The following is an 18,249-nucleotide window of genomic DNA, read 5'->3' as shown; positions in this document are numbered from 1 at the left end:
ATCTCCGTAATGTCAAAAGGATGTGCCGGCCCCGCGGGATGACGGGGCCGGCCAGCACTCACTCGGCCGGCTGGACCAGCCGGGTGAGGCTGTCGCGACGCTCCCGGCCGGGCACCAACACCGCCCAGATGAACATCAGCGCCGAGACGAGTACGACGACGCCCGAGCCGAGGCGCACCCAGTAGAACAGCGCAAGCTGGTCCTGCACGTCCATGAAGCCTTCGCCGAGCACGCGCTGGAGGTGAACCTGCACGACGCCGGCAAAGGTGAGCGCGAAGGTCATCACCGACATGGCGGTGCACATGAGCCAGAAGCTGGCGATCGAGAGCCACTGGTTGAACGGCGCGCGGCCGCGAATTTCCGGAATGGCATAGGCCATCATGGCGAGGTTCAGCATCACATAGGCGCCGAAGAAGGCGAGATGGCCGTGCGCGGCGGTAACCTGCGTGCCATGGGTATAGTAGTTCACCGACGACAGCGTGTGCAGGAAGCCCCAGACCCCGGCGCCGAAGAAGGCCATGACCGAGCAGCCAATCGACCACAGCAGCGCCGCCTTGTTCGGATGGTTGCGGCCGGCCTTCCAGGTCATCACGAAGGTGAAGATGACCATGGTGAAGAACGGCGCCACTTCCAGTGTCGAAAACAGCGAACCGATCCACTGCCAGTAACCCGGCGCGCCGATCCAGTAATAGTGGTGGCCGGTGCCGAGAATGCCCGAGAAGAGTGCCAAGCCGACGATGACATAGAGCCACTTTTCCACGACCTCGCGGTCGATGCCGTTGAGCTTGATCATCAGAAAGGCCAGCACGGAGGCCATGATCAGCTCCCAGACGCCCTCGACCCAGAGGTGGATGACGTACCACCAATACATCTTGTCGAGCGCCAGGTTGATGGGGTTGTAGAAGGCGAACAGGAAGAAGAGCGCGAGGCCCCAAAGACCGAAGAGCAGGATGTTGATGACCGTGGTCTTGCGGCCCTTCAGCGCCGTCATGGTGATGTTGAACAGGAACATCAGCACCACTACGACGATGCCGACCTTGGCAATGAAGGTCTGTTCGAGGAATTCACGGCCCTCATGGATGCGGAACATGTAGCCGACGACCGTCAGGCCGGCCGCGATGAAGAACATCCAGAACTGCAGGACGGCGAGCTTCGGGCTGTAAAGCTCCGTCTCGGTCTCCTCCGGGATCATGTAGTAGGTCGCGCCCATGAAGCCCATGAGCAGCCAGACGACGAGCGCATTGGTGTGGATCATGCGCACGATGTTGAAGGGCAGAAGCTCGGACAGCACATTCGGCAGCACGTAGATCGTGCCGGCGAGAACCCCGAAAAGCACCTGGGCGAGGAACAGGCCGAGCGCGCCGTAAAAATACAGCATCGCGACCTTTTGCGTTTGATATTTCATGTCTTTCTCCTGGGCGCTTGTCGGTCAGCCGGCATCGTTCGGCGGCCAGTTCTGGGTCAGGATCCGGCTCGTCCATTCGAGGAAATCGGCCAGATCGTTGAGTTCCTGTTCGGTAAGGTTGAACTGCGGCATCTGCCGCCGGCCTTCCGCCCCGCTCGGCTGGGCAGCCATCCAGGCCTTCAAGGCCTCGCGCGCGCCTTCCGGGTCATCGACGCCGCCATAGCGCTTCCACACATTGCCGAGCTCGGGCGCGAAATAGGCCCCTTCGCCAAGCAACGTGTGGCAGTTGATACAGGCGTTCTTTTCCCAGACATGTTTTCCGCGTGCGACGCTGTCGCTCAGCGTGGTCTCGTCGGTGGAGGTGGTGCGTATGTAGTAGTGAGAGTGGGCCGTAAGCCCCACGAAGATCGCGAAGAAGAAGATGGACCCGCCATAGAAGACATTGCGGGCCCCGGTCTTGGTTAGGCGCTCTGCCATCCCCTGATCCTTTCCTTGCCGAGGCCCTGCGAGCCCGGCGCCAAACCCGCCGACTGGCTTGCCGGCGAGCCCCTCGCCGGCAGTGCGGGACGTCTTGGGTTCTAGCGCCAGGAAGAAAGCCTTCTTTGCGCATTGGCAAAGAACGGGACGGTTCGTCAGCCGATGAGCGTGACGACGACCGCGCGTGCGAGAGCAAGCAGCAAACAGCACGCAGCTCCATGAAATCGAGGGTGGCGCTTGCCGAAGATACCCTGCGCGGGACTAGGATCACTGGGGGAAGCTGCGGAGAGGTTCGGCTATCGCCTTGCAAGGGCCTTCAGCCGCAAGTTGGGCTACCCACCGAGCGAATTCGCACGAAACATCGCGGCATAGCCGTTTCGGCTAGAACGTCGGTGGGGTGTTGATCCAGATCAGCACCGTCTCGCCGTCGTGGCGGTTGCGCCAGGCGTGGCGGCGGCAGCTTTCGAAGTACAGGCTGTCACCGGGGCCGAGGTCGTGGAACTCGTGGCCGTCCAGCACCATTTCGATGTGGCCCGAGAGCACGTGTACGAATTCCTCGCCCTCATGCTTGTAGGCCCCGTCGGAGGAGGCGCCGGGGGCGAGCACGAAGCGATGGCAATCCATCATGTTTCGTCCGTCCGCCAAAACCTGTACGGTGACGCCCGGAGAGGTTTCCGGCCAGAACTTCCATTCCCCTGCCCTGACAACCGAACGGTTGTCGTTTTCTTCTTCGCCCGAGAGTTTCGAGACGGTCGTATCGTAATAGGCTGCGAGGTCGTGCAGCACGCGGAAGGTCACGCCCTGCGAGGTGCGTTCGAAGGTGGAAAGCACCGATGTGGCGATACCGATATCGCCGGCGACCTGTTCCAGGGTCTTACCCGTCGCATGGCGCAGGCTTCGCAGCTTTCGCCCGACGCCTTGCGGCGCTTCGCCGTCGGGGGAATGCGCTTCAGCACTGGGCTCTTCGGCTTCCAGCGCCTCGCGAATGGCGGCCGGGTTGAGGCCGCGTTCCGTCCTAAACCAGGCGATGCGCTTCAGCCGCGCGACGTCGTCGCCGCTATATTGGCGGTGGCCGGTCTCCGAGCGGCCCGGCACGACGAGGCCCTGCGTTTCCCAAAGCCTGAGCGTCGACGCCGAAACGCCGGCGAGCCGTGCGGCTTCCGCCACCTTGTAGTGCACCGGCTCCTCGGAACCCATCGCGCCAAATCCCTGATTCTGTAGTAGTGTCTTTTATAGCATTCCCGGCGGACTGCGCTCGATTTCGAGTATGGGTCTGCCGCCGCAAAATCCGTCATAGTGCGGGCTTAAAATGTCCATTGCATTCTTGCAGAAAAAATGTAGGAATTCCACAAGAAGCTTGCAGAAAAAATGTAAGTTATTGAACGAAGCCTCCAGATTCAGGATAGCGCCATGACCGCCACGCCCCTTACAGACCGCAAGAACGCCGCCATTTCGCGTGGCGTCGGCATGACCACGCAGATCTACGCTGACCGTGCGGAGAATGCGGAAATCTGGGACAAGGAAGGCAACCGCTACATCGATTTTGCGGCCGGCATCGCCGTCGTCAACACCGGCCATCGCCATCCGCGCGTCATCGAAGCCGTCAAGAAGCAGCTCGACCGTTTCACGCACACCTGCCACCAGGTCGTGCCCTATGAGAACTATGTCGAGCTTGCCGAGCGCCTGAACACCATCACCCCCGGCAACTTCACCAAGAAGACGATCTTCGTCACCACCGGCGCCGAGGCTGTCGAAAACGCCGTGAAGATCGCCCGCGCAGCCACCGGCCGCCAGGCCGTCATCGCCTTTTCCGGCGGCTTCCACGGCCGCACCTTCATGGGCATGGCGCTGACCGGCAAGGTCGTGCCTTACAAGGTTGGTTTCGGCGCCATGCCGGCCGACGTCTTCCATGCGCCCTTCCCGGTCGAAATGCACGGCACCACCACCGAGCAGTCGCTCGGCGTGCTGAAGAAGCTTTTTGCCGCCGACGTCGATCCGAACCGCGTTGCGACGATCATCATCGAACCGGTACAGGGCGAAGGCGGCTTCTACCCGGTCCCGGTCGCCTTCATGAAGGCGCTGCGCGAAATCTGCGACCAGCACGGCATCCTGCTCATCGCCGACGAAGTGCAGACCGGATTTGCACGCACCGGCAAGCTCTTCGCCATGGAGCACTACGGCATCGCGGCCGACATCACGACCATGGCCAAGGGCCTCGGCGGCGGTTTCCCGATCGCTGCCGTCACCGGCCGCGCTGAAATCATGGATGCGCCCGGCCCGGGCGGCCTCGGCGGCACCTATGCCGGCAGCCCGATCGGCGTTGCGGCGGCCCATGCCGTGCTTGATGTCATCAAGGACGAAGACCTCTGCAACCGCGCCGAAAATCTCGGCGCGCGCCTCAAGCAGCGCCTTGCCTCTCTGCAGGACAAGGTTCCGGAAATCGTCGATATCCGCGGACCGGGCTTCATGAACGCCGTCGAGTTCAACGACGTTTCGACGAAGCTGCCGAGCGCCGACTTCGCCAACAAGGTGCGCCTGAAAGCCCTCGAAAAGGGCCTGATCCTGCTCACCTGCGGCGTGCATGGCAACGTCATCCGCTTCCTGGCGCCGATCACCATCCAGGACGCGGTTTTCGCCGAGGCGCTCGATATCCTCGAAGCCGCGATGATCGAAGCCCGCGCCGCCTGATCGGCAACGCGCAAGACTGAACCACATCCTCCCAAGGCAACACCCGGGGCATACGCTCCGGGTGAACGCCCTTTCTTTTCCGCAAGGAGCGACATCATGGCCTTCTACGATGCTCTCACCAAGCACCTAAAGTCGACCGAATTCCTGCGCGATGCAGGTTACGTCAACGGCAACTGGATCGGCGGCAACGGTGCCGAGACCTTTGACGTCTTCAACCCCGCGACCGGCGAGAAACTCGCGACGCTGCCGGAAATGGGCGCCGACGAAACCGCCGCCGCCATCGACGCTGCCTACAAGGTGCAGCCGGCCTGGGCTGCCCGCCCGGCCAAGGACCGTAGCGTGCTGCTGCGCAAGTGGTTCGATCTCATCGTCGCCAATGCCGATGAACTGGCCGCGATCCTGACAGCCGAAATGGGCAAGCCGCTGGCCGAAGCCAAGGGCGAAATCCTCTACGCAGCGTCCTATGTTGAATGGTATGCGGAAGAAGCCAAGCGCATCAACGGCGAGACGATCCCTGCCCCGTCCGTCGACAAGCGCATGCTCGTCATCAAGCAGCCGGTCGGCGTCGTCGGCACGATCACGCCCTGGAATTTTCCGGCCGCGATGATCGCCCGCAAGGTCGCCCCCGCACTCGCCGTCGGCTGCACGGTGGTGTCGAAGCCCGCCGAGCAGACGCCGCTTTCGGCAATCGCCCTCGCAGTGCTCGCCGAAAAGGCCGGCATCCCGGCCGGCGCCTTCAATGTCATTCTCGGCACCGACGGCCCGGCGATCGGCAAGGAGCTCTGCTTCAATCCGAAGGTCCGGAAAATCTCGTTCACAGGTTCGACCGAGGTCGGCCGCATCCTGATGCGCCAGTGCTCCGACCAAATCAAGAAGGTCAGCCTAGAGCTCGGCGGCAACGCGCCCTTCATCGTCTTCGACGACGCGAATATCGACGCGGCCGTGGAAGGCGCTATGGCCTCCAAGTACCGTAACGCTGGCCAGACCTGCGTCTGCGCCAACCGGCTCTATGTGCAGTCGAACGTCTATGATGCCTTCGCCGAAAAGCTGGCAAAGAAGGTCGCCGAACTGTCCGTCGGCAGCGGTTTCGACAAGGGTACGACGATCGGTCCGCTGATCGAGGAAGCAGCAATCGAAAAGGTCGAGGCGCATATTGCGGACGCCGTTTCGAAGGGCGCTACGGTGGTGGCCGGCGGCAAGCGCGTCGAAGGCAACGGCACCTTCTTCGAGCCGACCGTTCTGAAGGGCGTTGCGCGCGGCATGACGGTTGCGCGGGAAGAAACCTTCGGCCCCGTCGCGCCGCTCTTCCGCTTCGACACGGTCGAGGATGTGATCGAACAGGCGAACGATACAGAGTTCGGCCTTGCCGCGTATTTCTACGCCGGTGACCTGAAGAAGGTCTGGAAGGTCGCGGAAGCGCTGGAATACGGCATGGTCGGCGTGAATACGGGCATCATTTCCTCCGAAGCCGCACCCTTCGGCGGCATCAAGCAGTCCGGCCTCGGCCGTGAAGGCTCCGCCCATGGTGCGGATGACTACCTGGAAATGAAATATGTCTGCATGGGCGAAGTCGCCTGATGTTTTCGGATCGCCCCGCCTCGTGCGGGGCGATTCTTATGCGGCATCGATATCCGTCTGCGAAAAGTCGTCGCCCTTGTAGAGCAACGGCATGCCGAGTTGCCGCGCGCAGGCATAGGCGAAACAGTCGCCGAAATTGAGCGCAGCCGGATGCCGGCCCTTGCCGAAGCGCTGATGAGCGCCAACGGCCATTTCGCCAATCTCCAGATTGACGGGTTCGACTGTGACGAAGAGCAGCTTCATGAAATCCGTGACGAGTTTGAGAGCATCCATAGGCGCAAGCTGGCGCTGGCGCCCGAGTGCCAGTGAGGTCTCCCAAACGGCCATGGGGGACGTATACCGGATCTCGGCTCGCTGCAGGCGCGCCAAAAGCTCCTCCGCCCCTTCCTCATAGGCTAGGATCGCAACGAAGGCCGACGCATCGACGAACATCAGTCGTCCTCATAGAGCCTATCGATGAAGGCCTTGTCGGCGGGCGGGCCTTTTTTGGGGTATTTGGCATCGAGTTCGCGAACAAAAGCCAGAGCCTTTTCCACCAGTGTCGGCTCGCCCTCCACCCGCTCCAATTCATGCGCAAGCGCCTGCCGCACCGCCTCGGTCTTGCTGACCTTGCGTAGCGTGGACAGTCTCTCGGCGAGCCGGTCGACCTCCTGGTCCTTGACATAGAGCGGCATGGTATATCCTTCCCTTGCTGAGGATATATATAACATGCCGCGTCCCGTTCCAAAAGATCAGGCCGGTTTCACCGCCTGCGGATGCGCCGCCAGGAAGGCCGGGAGCGCCAGGCAGGTTTCCGCAATGCGCCGTATTTTGGTGAGGCCGGCAATGTCGACGCCCCAGCGCTCCGCATTGTAGACCTGCGGCACAAGGCAGAAATCGGCCATGGTGGGCGTGTCGCCGTGGCAGAAGGTGCCGGTTGCCGGATTGTCGAGCAACGCTTCGACGGCCACAAGGCCCTCGCCGATGAATTTCTTCATCCAGCCGACGCGAGCCTCTTCCCCTCCCCCGGTGATCTCCAGGACGTGGTTGATGACGCCCGTGTTGCAGACGGCATGGATTTCCATGGCGATGGCGCAGGAGAGTGTACGTACTCGCTGCCGGCCGAGCGGATCGGCCGGCAGGAAACGCGCCTCCGGGCGCGTTTCGCAGAGGTATTCGATGATTGCGAGGGATTGCGTCAACGTCTGCCCATCGATCACCAGGGCCGGAACAAGGCCCTGGGGGTTTCGAGCGCGATGCTCCGGCGCACGCTGCTCTCCCGCGAGCAGATCAACCGAAATCCGCCGATAGGGTAAGCCGAGGCTTTCGAGCGCGATGCGCACACGATAGCTGGCGGAGGAGCGCCAGTAGTCGAAGAGCACGATGTCGTCGTTCACTCTTTAGCCCTTCTCGTATTGCTGTACGGTCTGCTCGATCGCGCCGAAGATCGAATGACCCGTCTTGTCCTTCATCTCGATGCGCACGGTGTCGCCGAATTTCAGGAAAGGCGTTTTCGGAGCGCCGTTGACAATCGTCTCGATAGTGCGGATTTCCGCGATGCAGGAATAGCCAGCACCACCCTCCGAGACCGGCTTGCCGGGCCCGCCGTCGAGCTTGTTGGAAACGGTGCCGGAGCCGATGATCGAACCGGCGACGAGCGGCCGGGTCTTTGCCGCATGGGCGACGAGCTGGCCGAAATCGAAGGTCATGTCGATGCCGGTATTGGCCTTGCCGAAGGCTTGGTCGTTGATCGAGACAAGCAGCGGCAGGTGCAGCTGGCCGCCGTCCCAGGCGTCGCCCAGCTCATCGGGCGTCACGGCGACGGGGGAAAAGGTGGAGGACGGTTTCGACTGGAAGAAGCCGAAGCCCTTGGCGAGTTCAGCCGGGATGAGGCCGCGCAGCGAGACATCGTTGACGAGCATGACCAGCTTGATCGCCGCGCGCGCTTCCTCCACGCTGGCCCCCATCGGCACATCGCCGACGATCACGGCGACTTCGCCTTCCATGTCGATGCCCCAAGCCTCGTCGGCGGCGAGAATGGGGTCACGCGGTCCCAGAAAACTGTCGGAGCCGCCCTGGTACATCAGCGGGTCCGTCCAGAAACTATCCGGCATCTCGGCATTGCGGGCCTTGCGCACCAATTCGACGTGATTGACGTACGCGGAGCCGTCTGCCCACTGGTAGGCGCGCGGCAGGGGAGAAGCGGCGTCGTGCTCATGGAAACGGGCGGTCGGCTGCGAGCCGGTTTCCAGCCCCTCGGCGACACGCCCCAGCCGCGGCGCGACATGGTCCCAGTCGTCCAGCGCATCCTGCAAGGTGCGGGCGATATGGCCCACTTCCGAGCAGCGCGTCAGATCGCGCGAGACGACCACCAACCGGCCATCACGGGTGGAATTCTTCAGCGTCGCAAGTTTCATGCGTGTCTCTCCCGATCTTGTTTGCAGCCGTCAAACTGTGTCATCTTCCGGCGCCTGTCTCCACCCTCGTGCGCCGCTCCCACGGCGCATCGCATTCTCAAGGAATCCCGCTTGAACCGCTCGGTCCGAAATTCCCTGCTGATCGTCCTCGGCTTCACCGCCGCGACGGCCATCATCCTTTATACGATGGGTCAGCAGCTGATCTGCAAGTGCGGATATGTCAAACTCTGGCATGGTGTCGTTTTTTCTTCGGAAAACTCGCAACATCTGTCCGATTGGTACACGCCGAGCCATATCATCCACGGCATTCTGTTCTTCGGCTTCTTCACACTGATCTTGCCCAAGGCGAGCATCAATGTGCGCCTCGTGCTCGCGCTCATCGTGGAATGCGCCTGGGAAATCCTCGAAAACACCGACATGATCATCAACCGTTACCGTGAATCGACGATCTCGCTCGATTATTTCGGCGATAGCGTGATCAATTCGAGCGCGGACATCCTCGCCATGGTCATTGGCTTCTTCCTTGCCGCGCGCCTGCCGGTCTGGGCGAGCGTCGCGCTGATCGTCATCTTCGAGGCGACGACGATCTATCTCATCCGTGACGGACTGGCGCTGAACATCCTGATGCTCGTCTGGCCGATGGAAGCGGTAAAGGCCTGGCAGGGCGGCTAACTTCATTTGATGCCCGGCGTGCCGTCAAATTTGCGCTCCAGGCCATCCCAGCAGTCGAGGTAATTGTCCTGCAACGTCTCCAGTTCGGCTGCGAACTTAGTGAGCTGCTGCGGATAACGGGTCTCGAACATGAAGGCCATCGTGTGGTCGAGCTTGACGGGCTTCAACTCGCTGTTGGAGGCTTTTTCGAAGCCTGTCGTGTCCGGCCCGTGCGGCAGCATCATGTTGTGCAGGCTCATGCCGCCGGGCACGAAACCCTCTTCCTTGGCGTCGTACTGGCCGTGGATCAGCCCCATGAACTCGCTCATGATATTACGGTGATACCACGGCGGGCGGAAGGTGTGCTCGGCCACCAGCCAGCGCGGCGGGAAGATGACGAAGTCGATATTCGCCGTGCCGGCCTCCTCCGTCGGCGCCGTCAGCACGGTGAAAATCGACGGGTCGGGATGGTCGAAGAGGATCGCCCCGACCGGTGAATAGGTGCGCAGGTCATATTTGAACGGCGTGTAGTTGCCGTGCCAGGCAACGACGTCGAGCGGCGAATGGCCAATGTCCGTGACGTAGAACTTCCCGCACCATTTCACATGCACCCGGCACGGCGTTTCCTTGTCCTCGTAGGCGGCGACCGGGGTCTTGAAGTCGCGCGGGTTGGCAAGGCAATTCGCGCCGATCGGCCCGCGGTCCGGCAAGGTGAATTTCGCGCCATAGTTCTCGCAGACGTAACCGCGCCAGGTGTCTCCTTCACCGATGCGGGAGACCTTGAACATCATGCCGCGTGGGATGAGGCAGATTTCCAGCGGTTCGACATCCATGATGCCCATTTCGGTGAAGACGCGGATGGCACCCAACTGGGGCACGACCAGCAATTCGCCGTCGGCATTGAAGAAATAGTCGTCCACCATATCGGCATTGAACGTGTAGGCATGCGCGGCCATGCCGACCTGGGTCAACACGTCGCCGGCGGTCGTCATCGTCCGCATGCCGTCGAGAAAACTCTGCGTCTCCTTCGTCGTCGGCAACGGGTTCCAGCGCAGCTGGCCGAGCGGCAGGGAATGATCGTCGAGGCAGGGCGCCGTTTTCCAATGCGGATAACTCGCGTTCGAAAAACGACGCGTGTGGCGCACGCTCGGGCGGATGCGGTAGAGCCATGAGCGTTCGTTGGTGCCGCGCGGGGCCGTGAAGGGCGAGCCGGAAAGCTGCTCGGCATAAAGCCCGTAATTGCATTTCTGCGGGCTGTTCTGGCCCTGCGGCAGGGCACCGGGCAGGGATTCCGTCTCGAAATCATTGCCGAAGCCCGGCATGTATTTCAGGCTGTTGGACGTCTCCGTCGCATGATCCGGCATGGTTTGCCCTCCTCGCAAAGCGTGCGTATAGTCATATGGTTACAGATGTAACTGTCTATTTTGTAACCATCAAGGCGCGTGTCGTGGACTTCAAGCTCGAGAGTTTCCTGCCCTACAGGCTCAACCAGGCGGCCGAGCGCGTAAGCCAGCGCTTTGCCGCGCAATACCGCTCACGCTACCACATGACCCGGCCGGAATGGCGCGCACTCGCGGCAATCGGGACCTACGGCCGCATGACGGCGACCGAGATCGGGGCCAATTCCAGCATGCACAAGACGAAGGTATCCCGCGCCGTGCGGGCGCTGGAGGAGAAGCGCTGGCTGAAGCGCAGCGAGCATGCCGAAGACCGGCGCGTCGAACATCTGGAGCTGACGCCCGCCGGCAAGCGCATCTACGGAGAGATGATTGAGCTTGCCAAAGCCTATGAGCAGGAGCTGGCGATGCTTCTCGGCGCAAGTGGCATGCAACAACTGGAAGCCGGTCTCGCAGCGATCGAGGTAAAAATGGCCTCCGAAACAGGCCGTCGCGGCCCGAAGGACTGATGCACATGAAACGATCGAAGCGGATCGGTTCGAACCTTTCATGGGACGCGGTCCCGGATTTCGCCACATCGGCGCGAACGTTACTAGATCGCTGACTGGCGACGCCGTTTCGCCCGACCCGTTAACCATTATTGCCTTGCCCTTGAATCGGAATTGATTCTAGATGCGATTCAAACCCTCACATGGGCTGCAAATCGCATTTTGAGGTTATGGACATGAATATGGCCACAACAGTCGGGCAGGCAATTTCCGACATCGACCAGTTGATCATCGGCCAGGCGCACGAACTGTCTGACAAGCTTAAGCAGCATCGTCTGGAGATGTTTCCTCCCGTCGCGCAAAAATCCCTCCGCCAGTTTCAATTGAGCGAAGCCGCCCATTTCCTCGGCGTTACGAGCGGGTATCTGCGCAATCTCTCGCTGGAATCCAAGGGGCCATTGCCACAGGCCACACCGTCCGGCCGCCGGTCCTATTCGGCCGGGCAGTTGCAGGAGATGCGGGAATATTTGGACCAGAACGGTCGTGGCGGACAGCGCTATGTGCCGCGACGGCGGTCGAGCGAGCATCTTCAGGTGATCGCGGTCGTGAACTTCAAGGGCGGCTCTGGCAAGACCACAACGACAGCGCATCTCGCGCAGCATCTGGCCCTGACCGGGCACCGCGTGCTGGCCGTCGATCTCGACCCGCAGGCAAGCCTTTCGGCGCTGCACGGGTTCCAGCCGGAATTCGACGTCGACGAAAACGAGACGTTATACGCAGCGATCCGCTACGACGAGCACAGGCGGCCGCTCAAGGACATCATCAGGAAGACCAATTTTCCCGGCCTCGACATCGTGCCCGGCAATCTCGAACTCATGGAGTTCGAACACGACACGCCACGTATTCTGGCGCAGGGCAACAAGGACGACTACGGCCGGATTTTCTTCGCGCGGCTGGACGAGGCGCTCTCCTCCGTCGCCGACGACTATGATGTGGTGGTGATCGATTGCCCGCCGCAACTCGGTTTTCTGACGATGAGCGCGATCTGCGGGGCGACGGCGGTGCTGATCACCGTGCATCCGCAGATGCTCGACGTCATGTCCATGTGCCAGTTCCTGCAGATGCTGGGCGAGGTCCTGAACACCCTGAAGAGCGCCGGCGGCAACATGAACCTCGACTGGCTCCGCTATCTCGTCACGCGCTACGACCCGGCCGACGGACCGCAGACCCAGATGGTTGCGTTCATGCGCTCCATGTTCAAGCAACATGTCCTGACCAATTCGATGGTCAGAAGTGTCGCCATTGCCGACGCCGCACTCACCAACCAGACCCTGTACGAGGTCGACCGAAGCCAGTTCACCCGTGCAACCTATGACCGCGCCTTTGAATCCATGGAAGCGGTCAATGCGGAGATCGTTGAAATGATTCACAAAGCTTGGGGGCGTTGAGATGGCGCGCAAGAACGTTCTTTCGAACCTGATGGCACCGGCATCGGACAAGGTGACATCGACAAATCCTTCCCATGAAGAGCCCGCGCGTCAGCATGTTAGCTACAAGGGTCTCGGCGCACTGGGTGCCGTAACGCGCAGCATCGACGCACTTGCCGCCAAGGCGGATGCGGCCAAGGAAATGGAAGCCAAGCTGACGGCCGGTGAGATCGTTATCGAACTCGAAGCTGACCAAATCGAAGACTCCTTCATCTCGGACCGGCTGGTGCATTCGGACGAGCTATTCCAGGAACTCGTCGAAGCGATGCGCATCCGCGGACAGGATTCGCCCATCCTCGTGCGCCCGCACCCCGAGAAGAACGGCGTTTACCAGATCGCCTTCGGCCACCGGCGCGCAAAAGCGGCCCGGTTGCTCGGCCGGCCCGTTCGTGCCGTCGTCAAGCTGCTTACCGATCGCGACCACGTCATCGCGCAAGGCCAGGAAAACAGTGCGCGCGCAGACCTTTCCTTCCTTGAACGGGCAACCTTTGCCGGTGAACTCGAGGCACGCGGATTTGATCGCGAAACGATCATGGCCGCACTCAGCGCAGACAAGACGACCGTGTCGAAAATGCTCTCGGTGGTGAACCGCATTCCGAAGTCGGTCAGGGCCGGCATCGGTCCAGCGCTGGCCATTGGCCGCGACCGATGGCACGAATTGGCGACGCGGTTCGACGAGTCGACCAACGAAGACAGGGCAATCGAGTTTCTGGGCCGCGAGCGGGTGCAAGGCCGAACGCCGGAAGACCGGTTCAATCTTGTCAGCAATCACCTGACCCAAAAAGAGGCACCGGAAACGGGCAAACCCGCGGCCAAGGAATGGTCGCGCAAGGATGGCGCCGTTCGCGCCAGCATCAAGACCAATGGCCGCCAATACACGATCGCGCTGAAGGCTGCAGAAGCGGCCGCGTTCGGCCTCTACATCACCCAGAATCTGGACCGTCTTTACGAAGCGTTCCGCACGGAAGCCAAACAAGAATCGGACGATTGATCCGCGGCGAATTCTCACCTGGTTCGATATCGATGCTGATGGCGCTCGGGCGGACGCTGGGGCGCCGCTAAAGCGGGCGGGCCGATATGGAGCACGTTGATACCGCAAATTGCGGCCTAGAAACCGCATGTTAACCATGGGCTTATTAACTATGAGGGAGAAGATAAGGAACTCGATTCTATGCCCTCACCTGCCCCGGTCCAGCCACGCCGCCCTTCGATTGCCGCCGAAACCAGACCGGTCGTTCCATTTCCCGCTGAACGCCGGACGGCTCATGTCCGTCGCTGCGCCGGAGAACTGGGCGAGCTGAACGGAGAGGAAGCACGTCGCTATTGGCAGAAGGTTTGCCGCGAACTTGCGGACGAAATGCGCAAGTTCGGCTCGTGCGAAAACCAGGCACGCGAGGCCGTGTTCGCTTTCCAGGACGAAGTCCAGCAGGAACTCCAGCGCAAGCATGCTGCAGGAGGCGTTTGATTTTTCTGGAGCAGGAAGCACGCGCTTGTTGAGCCGAGCTGATGCGTGGCGCCTGGGCGGACTTTGCCATTCCCGTGCGCCGCACCATCCATGGTGATTGCGGCAGGCTTTGGTTCCATCGATCATAGATCAGCCGCTTGACGCCAATTCGACATCCGTAAAAACACCCAAGGCATCCCTTCCCCATCCCAGAAAAGGATGGTGGGCAAGCCGTCGCGCACAAAGGATGATCTCCGCTCGCCGCCGCCCAACTCTTCCCCTTCTCGAAAAGGGTCGCTAAGGATCAATAGCGATGATCAAAGGGGGACGGCTATGACGGAGACGGTTGCACAGGATATCCAGCGGCTTGAAGAACAGGAGCGGCTTCTCCGCTTCATCCGCTTCAGCCCGAACGACGCATGGGCGCTGGGCAATCAGCTGCGCGAAACGGCCCTGTCTATCGGTGCGGGTGTAGCGATCGACATTTCGCTGCGGGACCGTGTGCTGTTCCATTGCGCACTCCCCGGCACCAACACAGACAATGTTGAATGGATAAGACGCAAGCGGAACACCGTGTTTCGGCTTTGGCATTCATCCTATCTCGTCGGACGGCGTCTGGCGCTTTCCGGGCGCGGACAGGAAGAAGCGCATAACCTTCCGTTGACGGACTTTGCGGTGCATGGCGGCGGCTTCCCGCTTTTTGTCGCGGACCTCGGTTGTGTCGGCGCCGTCACGGTTTCCGGCGTACCGCAACGCGTCGACCATGCGATCGTCACAGATGCGATCGCTGCTTTCCTGAAGGTCGACCTCGGCGACAGCCGGCTGCCAGACTGAGCCCCTCCCCTAGGAAAGAAGCGAGCCGCTCACTAGAATAGGTCACCGGCCTCTGGTCGGTGACGAACGGAAGAGGAGCCGTCTTTCTGTGAAGCTGCGTCATGCTCTGGCCTTCGCGGTCTTGCCGATCGTTATCCTCCTTGCCGTGTTGCAGGGGGGGGCGCTGCTCACGCGCAGCTACATGGATGAAGCGTCGTCACAGGCCGGTTCCGCATTGCGCCTGGCGGTGGCAGCGCTTGCCGGCCATCTCAGCCGATACGAGCCGTTGCCCGCCCTGATCGCCGATCACGACGATATCGAGGCGCTGCTCCAGTCGCCGGAGAGCCCTGCCCTACGGCAAACGGCAAACGAATATCTCAAGGAAATCAATCGACTGCTGGAGTCGTCCGATATCTATGTCATGACGCCGGACGGCAATACCGTCGCTGCCAGCAACTATGGCATGCCCGGAACCTTCGTCGGGCAGAACTTCAACTACCGCCCCTATTTCCAGGATGCGATTGCGGGTCGGCAGGCACGGTTCTACGCGCTCGGCACGACATCCCTGAAGCGGGGTTACTATTTTTCCTCCCCGGTAGAAGTGGCGGGAAAGATCCTTGGCGTCATCGTCTTCAAGGTCGATATCGATTCAATCGAGAGTTCCTGGCGTGGCGGTGAGTACAAGATCTTCGTCGCCGATCCCGAAGGCATCATCTTCATGACCGGCAGTCCGGAATGGCTCTATTCCGGCATCCTGCCTCTGGATGCACCGCGCCTCGCCCGCACGCAGACATCCCGACGTTATGCCGAGGCGGAGTTGAAGCCTTTGCCCGCGACGGAATCCGTTTACTACGGTCAACATTTGATGCAGATCCCCGGAAATGGAACGACCCGGGAATACCTGCGCCTGTCTCACTACATGCCGGAAGCCGACTGGACCGTGAACGTTCTTCTCGACACCGCATCGGTCAGAACGCAGGCGCGCACCGCGTTGATCGCGATCCTCTTGTTCATCTGCCTCGCCGCGCTGGGTGTCGCGGTGCTCTGGCAGCGCCGTTCCCGCGTGGAGGAACGGTTGCGATTGCAAGAAGAGACCCGGAACGAGCTGGAGCGACGAGTCGAGGAACGCACGGCGGACCTCGCGCGGGTCAATGAGCAGATCGAGCTTGAAATCGCCGAACGGCGGCTGACCGAGCAGGAACTGCGCAAGACGCAAGGCGACCTGATCCAGGCCGGCAAACTTGCTGGCCTTGGCCAGATGTCGGCAGCGCTTTCGCATGAATTCAACCAACCGCTTGCTGCCGCCAAAAGCTACGCAGACAGTGCCGCGCTCCTCATCGACCGTGGCCGCGTGCCGGAGGCGCAGGACAATGTGCGCCGCATCTCCAGCCTTATCGACCGCATGGCATCGATAAGCCGCCACTTACGGAACTTCGCGCGCAAACCGAATGAGAAGCTCGGCCCGGTTCCCCTCCCCGACGTGATTGCGGATACGCTGGAGATTGTCGCGCCACGGCTCAAGTCGGCGGATGCCGAACTTGTTGTCGAACTGTCGGGCACGGATCTCACCGTTAAAGCCGGCCCCGTACGGCTCCAGCAGGTCCTGCTGAACATCGTCAGCAATGCTGCGGATGCGGTCGAGGGGTTGGAAAATCGCAAGATTGTTCTCTCGGCATTTCGATCGGAAAACGGTGTTGTCGTCGAAGTGCGCGACCGCGGCGCCGGTGTGCCGGCGGCCATTGCCGAACGCATCTTCGACCCCTTCTTCACGACAAAGGGCGTTGGCAAGGGACTGGGGCTCGGCCTCTCAATTTCGTATAACATTATCAAGGATTTCGGTGGAAACCTGACCGTCCGGAACCACCCGGATGGCGGTGCTGTCTTCTCCATTGTTCTCGAGGCTTCGGCACCATCGCGGGAGGCGGCAGAATGAGTGGTTCGCGTATTCTTCTGATCGATGACGAAGAGGAAATGCGCCGATCCTCGGCCCAGGCATTGGAGCTTTACGGGTTGGAGGTTGATACGTTTTCCAGTGCAGAACGGGTGCTGGAACTGGTCGGTTACGCTTTCGACGGCGTCGTGGTCAGTGATATCCGCATGCCCGGCATGGATGGAATGACATTGCTCCAGCGCATTCGCGAGGTCGATCCAGAGGTGCCGGTCATTCTCGTGACGGGCCATGCCGATGTGCAACTGGCGGTCAGCGCCATGCGGGCAGGCGTCTATGACTTCCTTGAAAAGCCGTTCACCGCACAGCATCTGGCCGGCATCATTCGCCGCGCCATGGACCGCCGGAGCCTTGTGCTGGAAAACCGCCGCCTGCGGGCGGTCGCCGGCAAGCGGGACGATATCGAAGCTCGCCTGCCCGGTCGCACGCAGGTCATGGTCGATTTGCGCTATAGGGTGCGGGCAATCGGCGCGACGGATGCCGATACGCTGATCATCGGGGAGACGGGGGCCGGCAAGGAAGTGGTGGCCCGTGCCCTTCATGATATCAGCGCACGCGCCGACCGCCCGTTCATTGCCATCAATTGCGCAGCCCTTCCCGAAAATCTGATCGAGAGTGAGCTCTTCGGCCATGAAGCTGGGGCCTTTCCGGGCGCCTTGCGCCCGCGTTACGGCAAGTTCGAGCACGGCCGCGGCGGCACGATCCTTCTCGACGAGATCGGCTCCATGCCGTTCGACCTGCAGGCAAAATTCCTGCGTGTCCTGCAGGAGCGGGTCATTACGCGGCTGGGCTCGAACGAGCCCGTGCCGCTTGATGTGCGCTTTATCGCGACAAGCAAGGTGAACCTGGAAGCCGAGGTGGCCGCCGGCCGGTTCCGGGCGGACCTGCTTTATCGTTTGAACGTTGCGACGATGCATGTTCCATCGCTGGCGCAGCGGCGGGACGATATCCCCCTGCTCTTCCTCCAGCTCGTGCGTGAGGCGGCGGCGCGCTATGTGCGAAACGACGTCGATGTGCCGGCCGAACTGATGACCGAAATTGCCGGGCGCAGCTGGCCCGGCAATGTGCGTGAGCTTCGCAATGCCGCTGATCGGCTTGTGCTGGGGCTGGATGCCGGGGTGGAAAATGCGCCTACTGGCATCGGTCCGCAGCGCCTCTCGGACAAAGTGGCAGCCTTTGAACGCGGGCTGATTGCCAGTGCTTTGGCGGCCCATGGTGGCAGTCTGAAGCCGGTTTACGAGCAATTGGGCGTTTCGCGAAAGACGCTTTACGAGAAGATGCAGAAATACGGACTCGACAAGAACATCAACATGGCGGCGTTCCAGGACGATATGTGACGCCCCGATGGGTGGAAATCCACCCAAGCTGAAGCCGCTTTGTTCCCAAACCTACCCACCAAGGCAGTTTACTGCGGTAAATTCGGGCCGGTGAATGCGGCGGTCGCTTGCTCTTGAGGCCGACAAAGCCCCTGTTGAGA

The 18,249-nt window shown here is 61.3% G+C and carries 18 protein-coding genes; 10 read left to right on the top strand and 8 right to left on the bottom strand.

The annotated features are described in order from the left end of the window. Positions 1–58 precede the first annotated feature (58 nt). The 3 genes from BSY16_RS23135 to BSY16_RS23125 all read right to left on the bottom strand — a co-directional run bounded on the left by BSY16_RS23135 (position 59) and on the right by BSY16_RS23125 (position 3,079). On the bottom strand, positions 59–1,405 hold the full coding sequence (locus tag BSY16_RS23135) for a nitric-oxide reductase large subunit (RefSeq protein ID WP_069062203.1): 1,347 nt from the start codon (positions 1,403–1,405) through the stop codon (positions 59–61). A 24-nt stretch (positions 1,406–1,429) separates the two neighbouring features. Then, entirely contained in the window at positions 1,430–1,882 is a 453-nt protein-coding gene (locus BSY16_RS23130; protein ID WP_069062202.1) for a c-type cytochrome, read from the bottom strand. Between the two features lie 381 nt (positions 1,883–2,263). Beyond that, complete coding sequence (locus BSY16_RS23125) at positions 2,264–3,079, bottom strand: MerR family transcriptional regulator (RefSeq protein ID WP_069062201.1); 816 nt, start codon at positions 3,077–3,079, stop codon at positions 2,264–2,266. Between the two features lie 213 nt (positions 3,080–3,292). Between BSY16_RS23125 and BSY16_RS23120 the strand changes: the two genes are divergently transcribed. Both BSY16_RS23120 and BSY16_RS23115 read left to right on the top strand, forming a co-directional pair. After that, positions 3,293–4,570: a 4-aminobutyrate--2-oxoglutarate transaminase gene (locus BSY16_RS23120; RefSeq protein ID WP_069062200.1), complete on the top strand. Its 1,278-nt coding sequence runs from the start codon at positions 3,293–3,295 to the stop codon at positions 4,568–4,570. Positions 4,571–4,666: 96 nt separating this feature from the next. Then, entirely contained in the window at positions 4,667–6,148 is a 1,482-nt protein-coding gene (locus BSY16_RS23115; RefSeq protein ID WP_069062199.1) for an NAD-dependent succinate-semialdehyde dehydrogenase, read from the top strand. 36 nt (positions 6,149–6,184) lie between these two features. On the opposite strand, the gene BSY16_RS23110 is transcribed toward BSY16_RS23115, so the two are convergent. The 4 genes from BSY16_RS23110 to BSY16_RS23095 are packed head-to-tail and all read right to left on the bottom strand — an operon-like array spanning position 6,185 to position 8,544. After that, positions 6,185–6,580 (bottom strand): type II toxin-antitoxin system VapC family toxin, encoded by a 396-nt coding sequence (locus tag BSY16_RS23110; protein ID WP_069062198.1) that lies wholly within the window; start codon positions 6,578–6,580, stop codon positions 6,185–6,187. Further along, entirely contained in the window at positions 6,580–6,822 is a 243-nt protein-coding gene (locus BSY16_RS23105) for a type II toxin-antitoxin system VapB family antitoxin (RefSeq protein ID WP_069062197.1), read from the bottom strand. The genes BSY16_RS23110 and BSY16_RS23105 overlap by 1 nt, the downstream gene beginning before the upstream one ends. A 57-nt stretch (positions 6,823–6,879) precedes the next feature. After that, the gene (maiA, locus tag BSY16_RS23100; protein ID WP_069062196.1) at positions 6,880–7,524 is read right to left on the bottom strand and encodes a maleylacetoacetate isomerase; all 645 of its coding nucleotides are present in this window, start codon (positions 7,522–7,524) and stop codon (positions 6,880–6,882) included. Between the two features lie 3 nt (positions 7,525–7,527). Further along, positions 7,528–8,544 (bottom strand): fumarylacetoacetate hydrolase family protein, encoded by a 1,017-nt coding sequence (locus BSY16_RS23095; protein ID WP_069062195.1) that lies wholly within the window; start codon positions 8,542–8,544, stop codon positions 7,528–7,530. A gap of 111 nt (positions 8,545–8,655) precedes the next feature. Here BSY16_RS23095 and BSY16_RS23090 point away from each other — a divergent pair, with 111 nt between their 5' ends. Beyond that, on the top strand, positions 8,656–9,216 hold the full coding sequence (locus BSY16_RS23090; RefSeq protein WP_286157327.1) for a DUF2585 domain-containing protein: 561 nt from the start codon (positions 8,656–8,658) through the stop codon (positions 9,214–9,216). Positions 9,217–9,218: 2 nt separating this feature from the next. On the opposite strand, the gene hmgA is transcribed toward BSY16_RS23090, so the two are convergent. Continuing rightward, positions 9,219–10,559, bottom strand: a complete 1,341-nt coding sequence (gene hmgA, locus BSY16_RS23085) for a homogentisate 1,2-dioxygenase (protein ID WP_069062194.1) — start codon at positions 10,557–10,559, stop codon at positions 9,219–9,221. A 35-nt stretch (positions 10,560–10,594) separates the two neighbouring features. Here hmgA and BSY16_RS23080 point away from each other — a divergent pair, with 35 nt between their 5' ends. The 7 genes from BSY16_RS23080 (at position 10,595) to BSY16_RS23050 (ending at position 18,109) form a co-directional block, all read left to right on the top strand. Continuing rightward, on the top strand, positions 10,595–11,101 hold the full coding sequence (locus tag BSY16_RS23080; protein ID WP_069062193.1) for a MarR family winged helix-turn-helix transcriptional regulator: 507 nt from the start codon (positions 10,595–10,597) through the stop codon (positions 11,099–11,101). A 215-nt stretch (positions 11,102–11,316) separates the two neighbouring features. Beyond that, positions 11,317–12,528 carry a plasmid partitioning protein RepA gene (gene repA, locus BSY16_RS23075; protein WP_069063657.1) on the top strand — a complete coding sequence of 404 codons (1,212 nt, stop codon included), beginning with the start codon at positions 11,317–11,319 and terminating at the stop codon, positions 12,526–12,528. Between the two features lies 1 nt (position 12,529). Further along, entirely contained in the window at positions 12,530–13,558 is a 1,029-nt protein-coding gene (gene repB / locus BSY16_RS23070; RefSeq protein ID WP_069062192.1) for a plasmid partitioning protein RepB, read from the top strand. Positions 13,559–13,738: 180 nt separating this feature from the next. Further along, positions 13,739–14,032 carry a DUF6074 family protein gene (locus BSY16_RS33155; RefSeq protein WP_353652396.1) on the top strand — a complete coding sequence of 98 codons (294 nt, stop codon included), beginning with the start codon at positions 13,739–13,741 and terminating at the stop codon, positions 14,030–14,032. 201 nt (positions 14,033–14,233) lie between these two features. Beyond that, positions 14,234–14,845: a heme-degrading domain-containing protein gene (locus BSY16_RS23060; protein ID WP_286157326.1), complete on the top strand. Its 612-nt coding sequence runs from the start codon at positions 14,234–14,236 to the stop codon at positions 14,843–14,845. Positions 14,846–14,933: 88 nt separating this feature from the next. Then, the gene (locus BSY16_RS23055) at positions 14,934–16,757 is read left to right on the top strand and encodes a sensor histidine kinase (RefSeq protein WP_069062189.1); all 1,824 of its coding nucleotides are present in this window, start codon (positions 14,934–14,936) and stop codon (positions 16,755–16,757) included. Then, on the top strand, positions 16,754–18,109 hold the full coding sequence (locus BSY16_RS23050; protein ID WP_069062188.1) for a sigma-54-dependent transcriptional regulator: 1,356 nt from the start codon (positions 16,754–16,756) through the stop codon (positions 18,107–18,109). The genes BSY16_RS23055 and BSY16_RS23050 overlap by 4 nt, the downstream gene beginning before the upstream one ends. Positions 18,110–18,249: the final 140 nt, after the last annotated feature.

The organism is Sinorhizobium sp. RAC02 (assembly GCF_001713395.1).
GTDB lineage: Bacteria > Pseudomonadota > Alphaproteobacteria > Rhizobiales > Rhizobiaceae > Shinella.
This window is presented reverse-complemented; position numbering and strand designations above follow the sequence as displayed.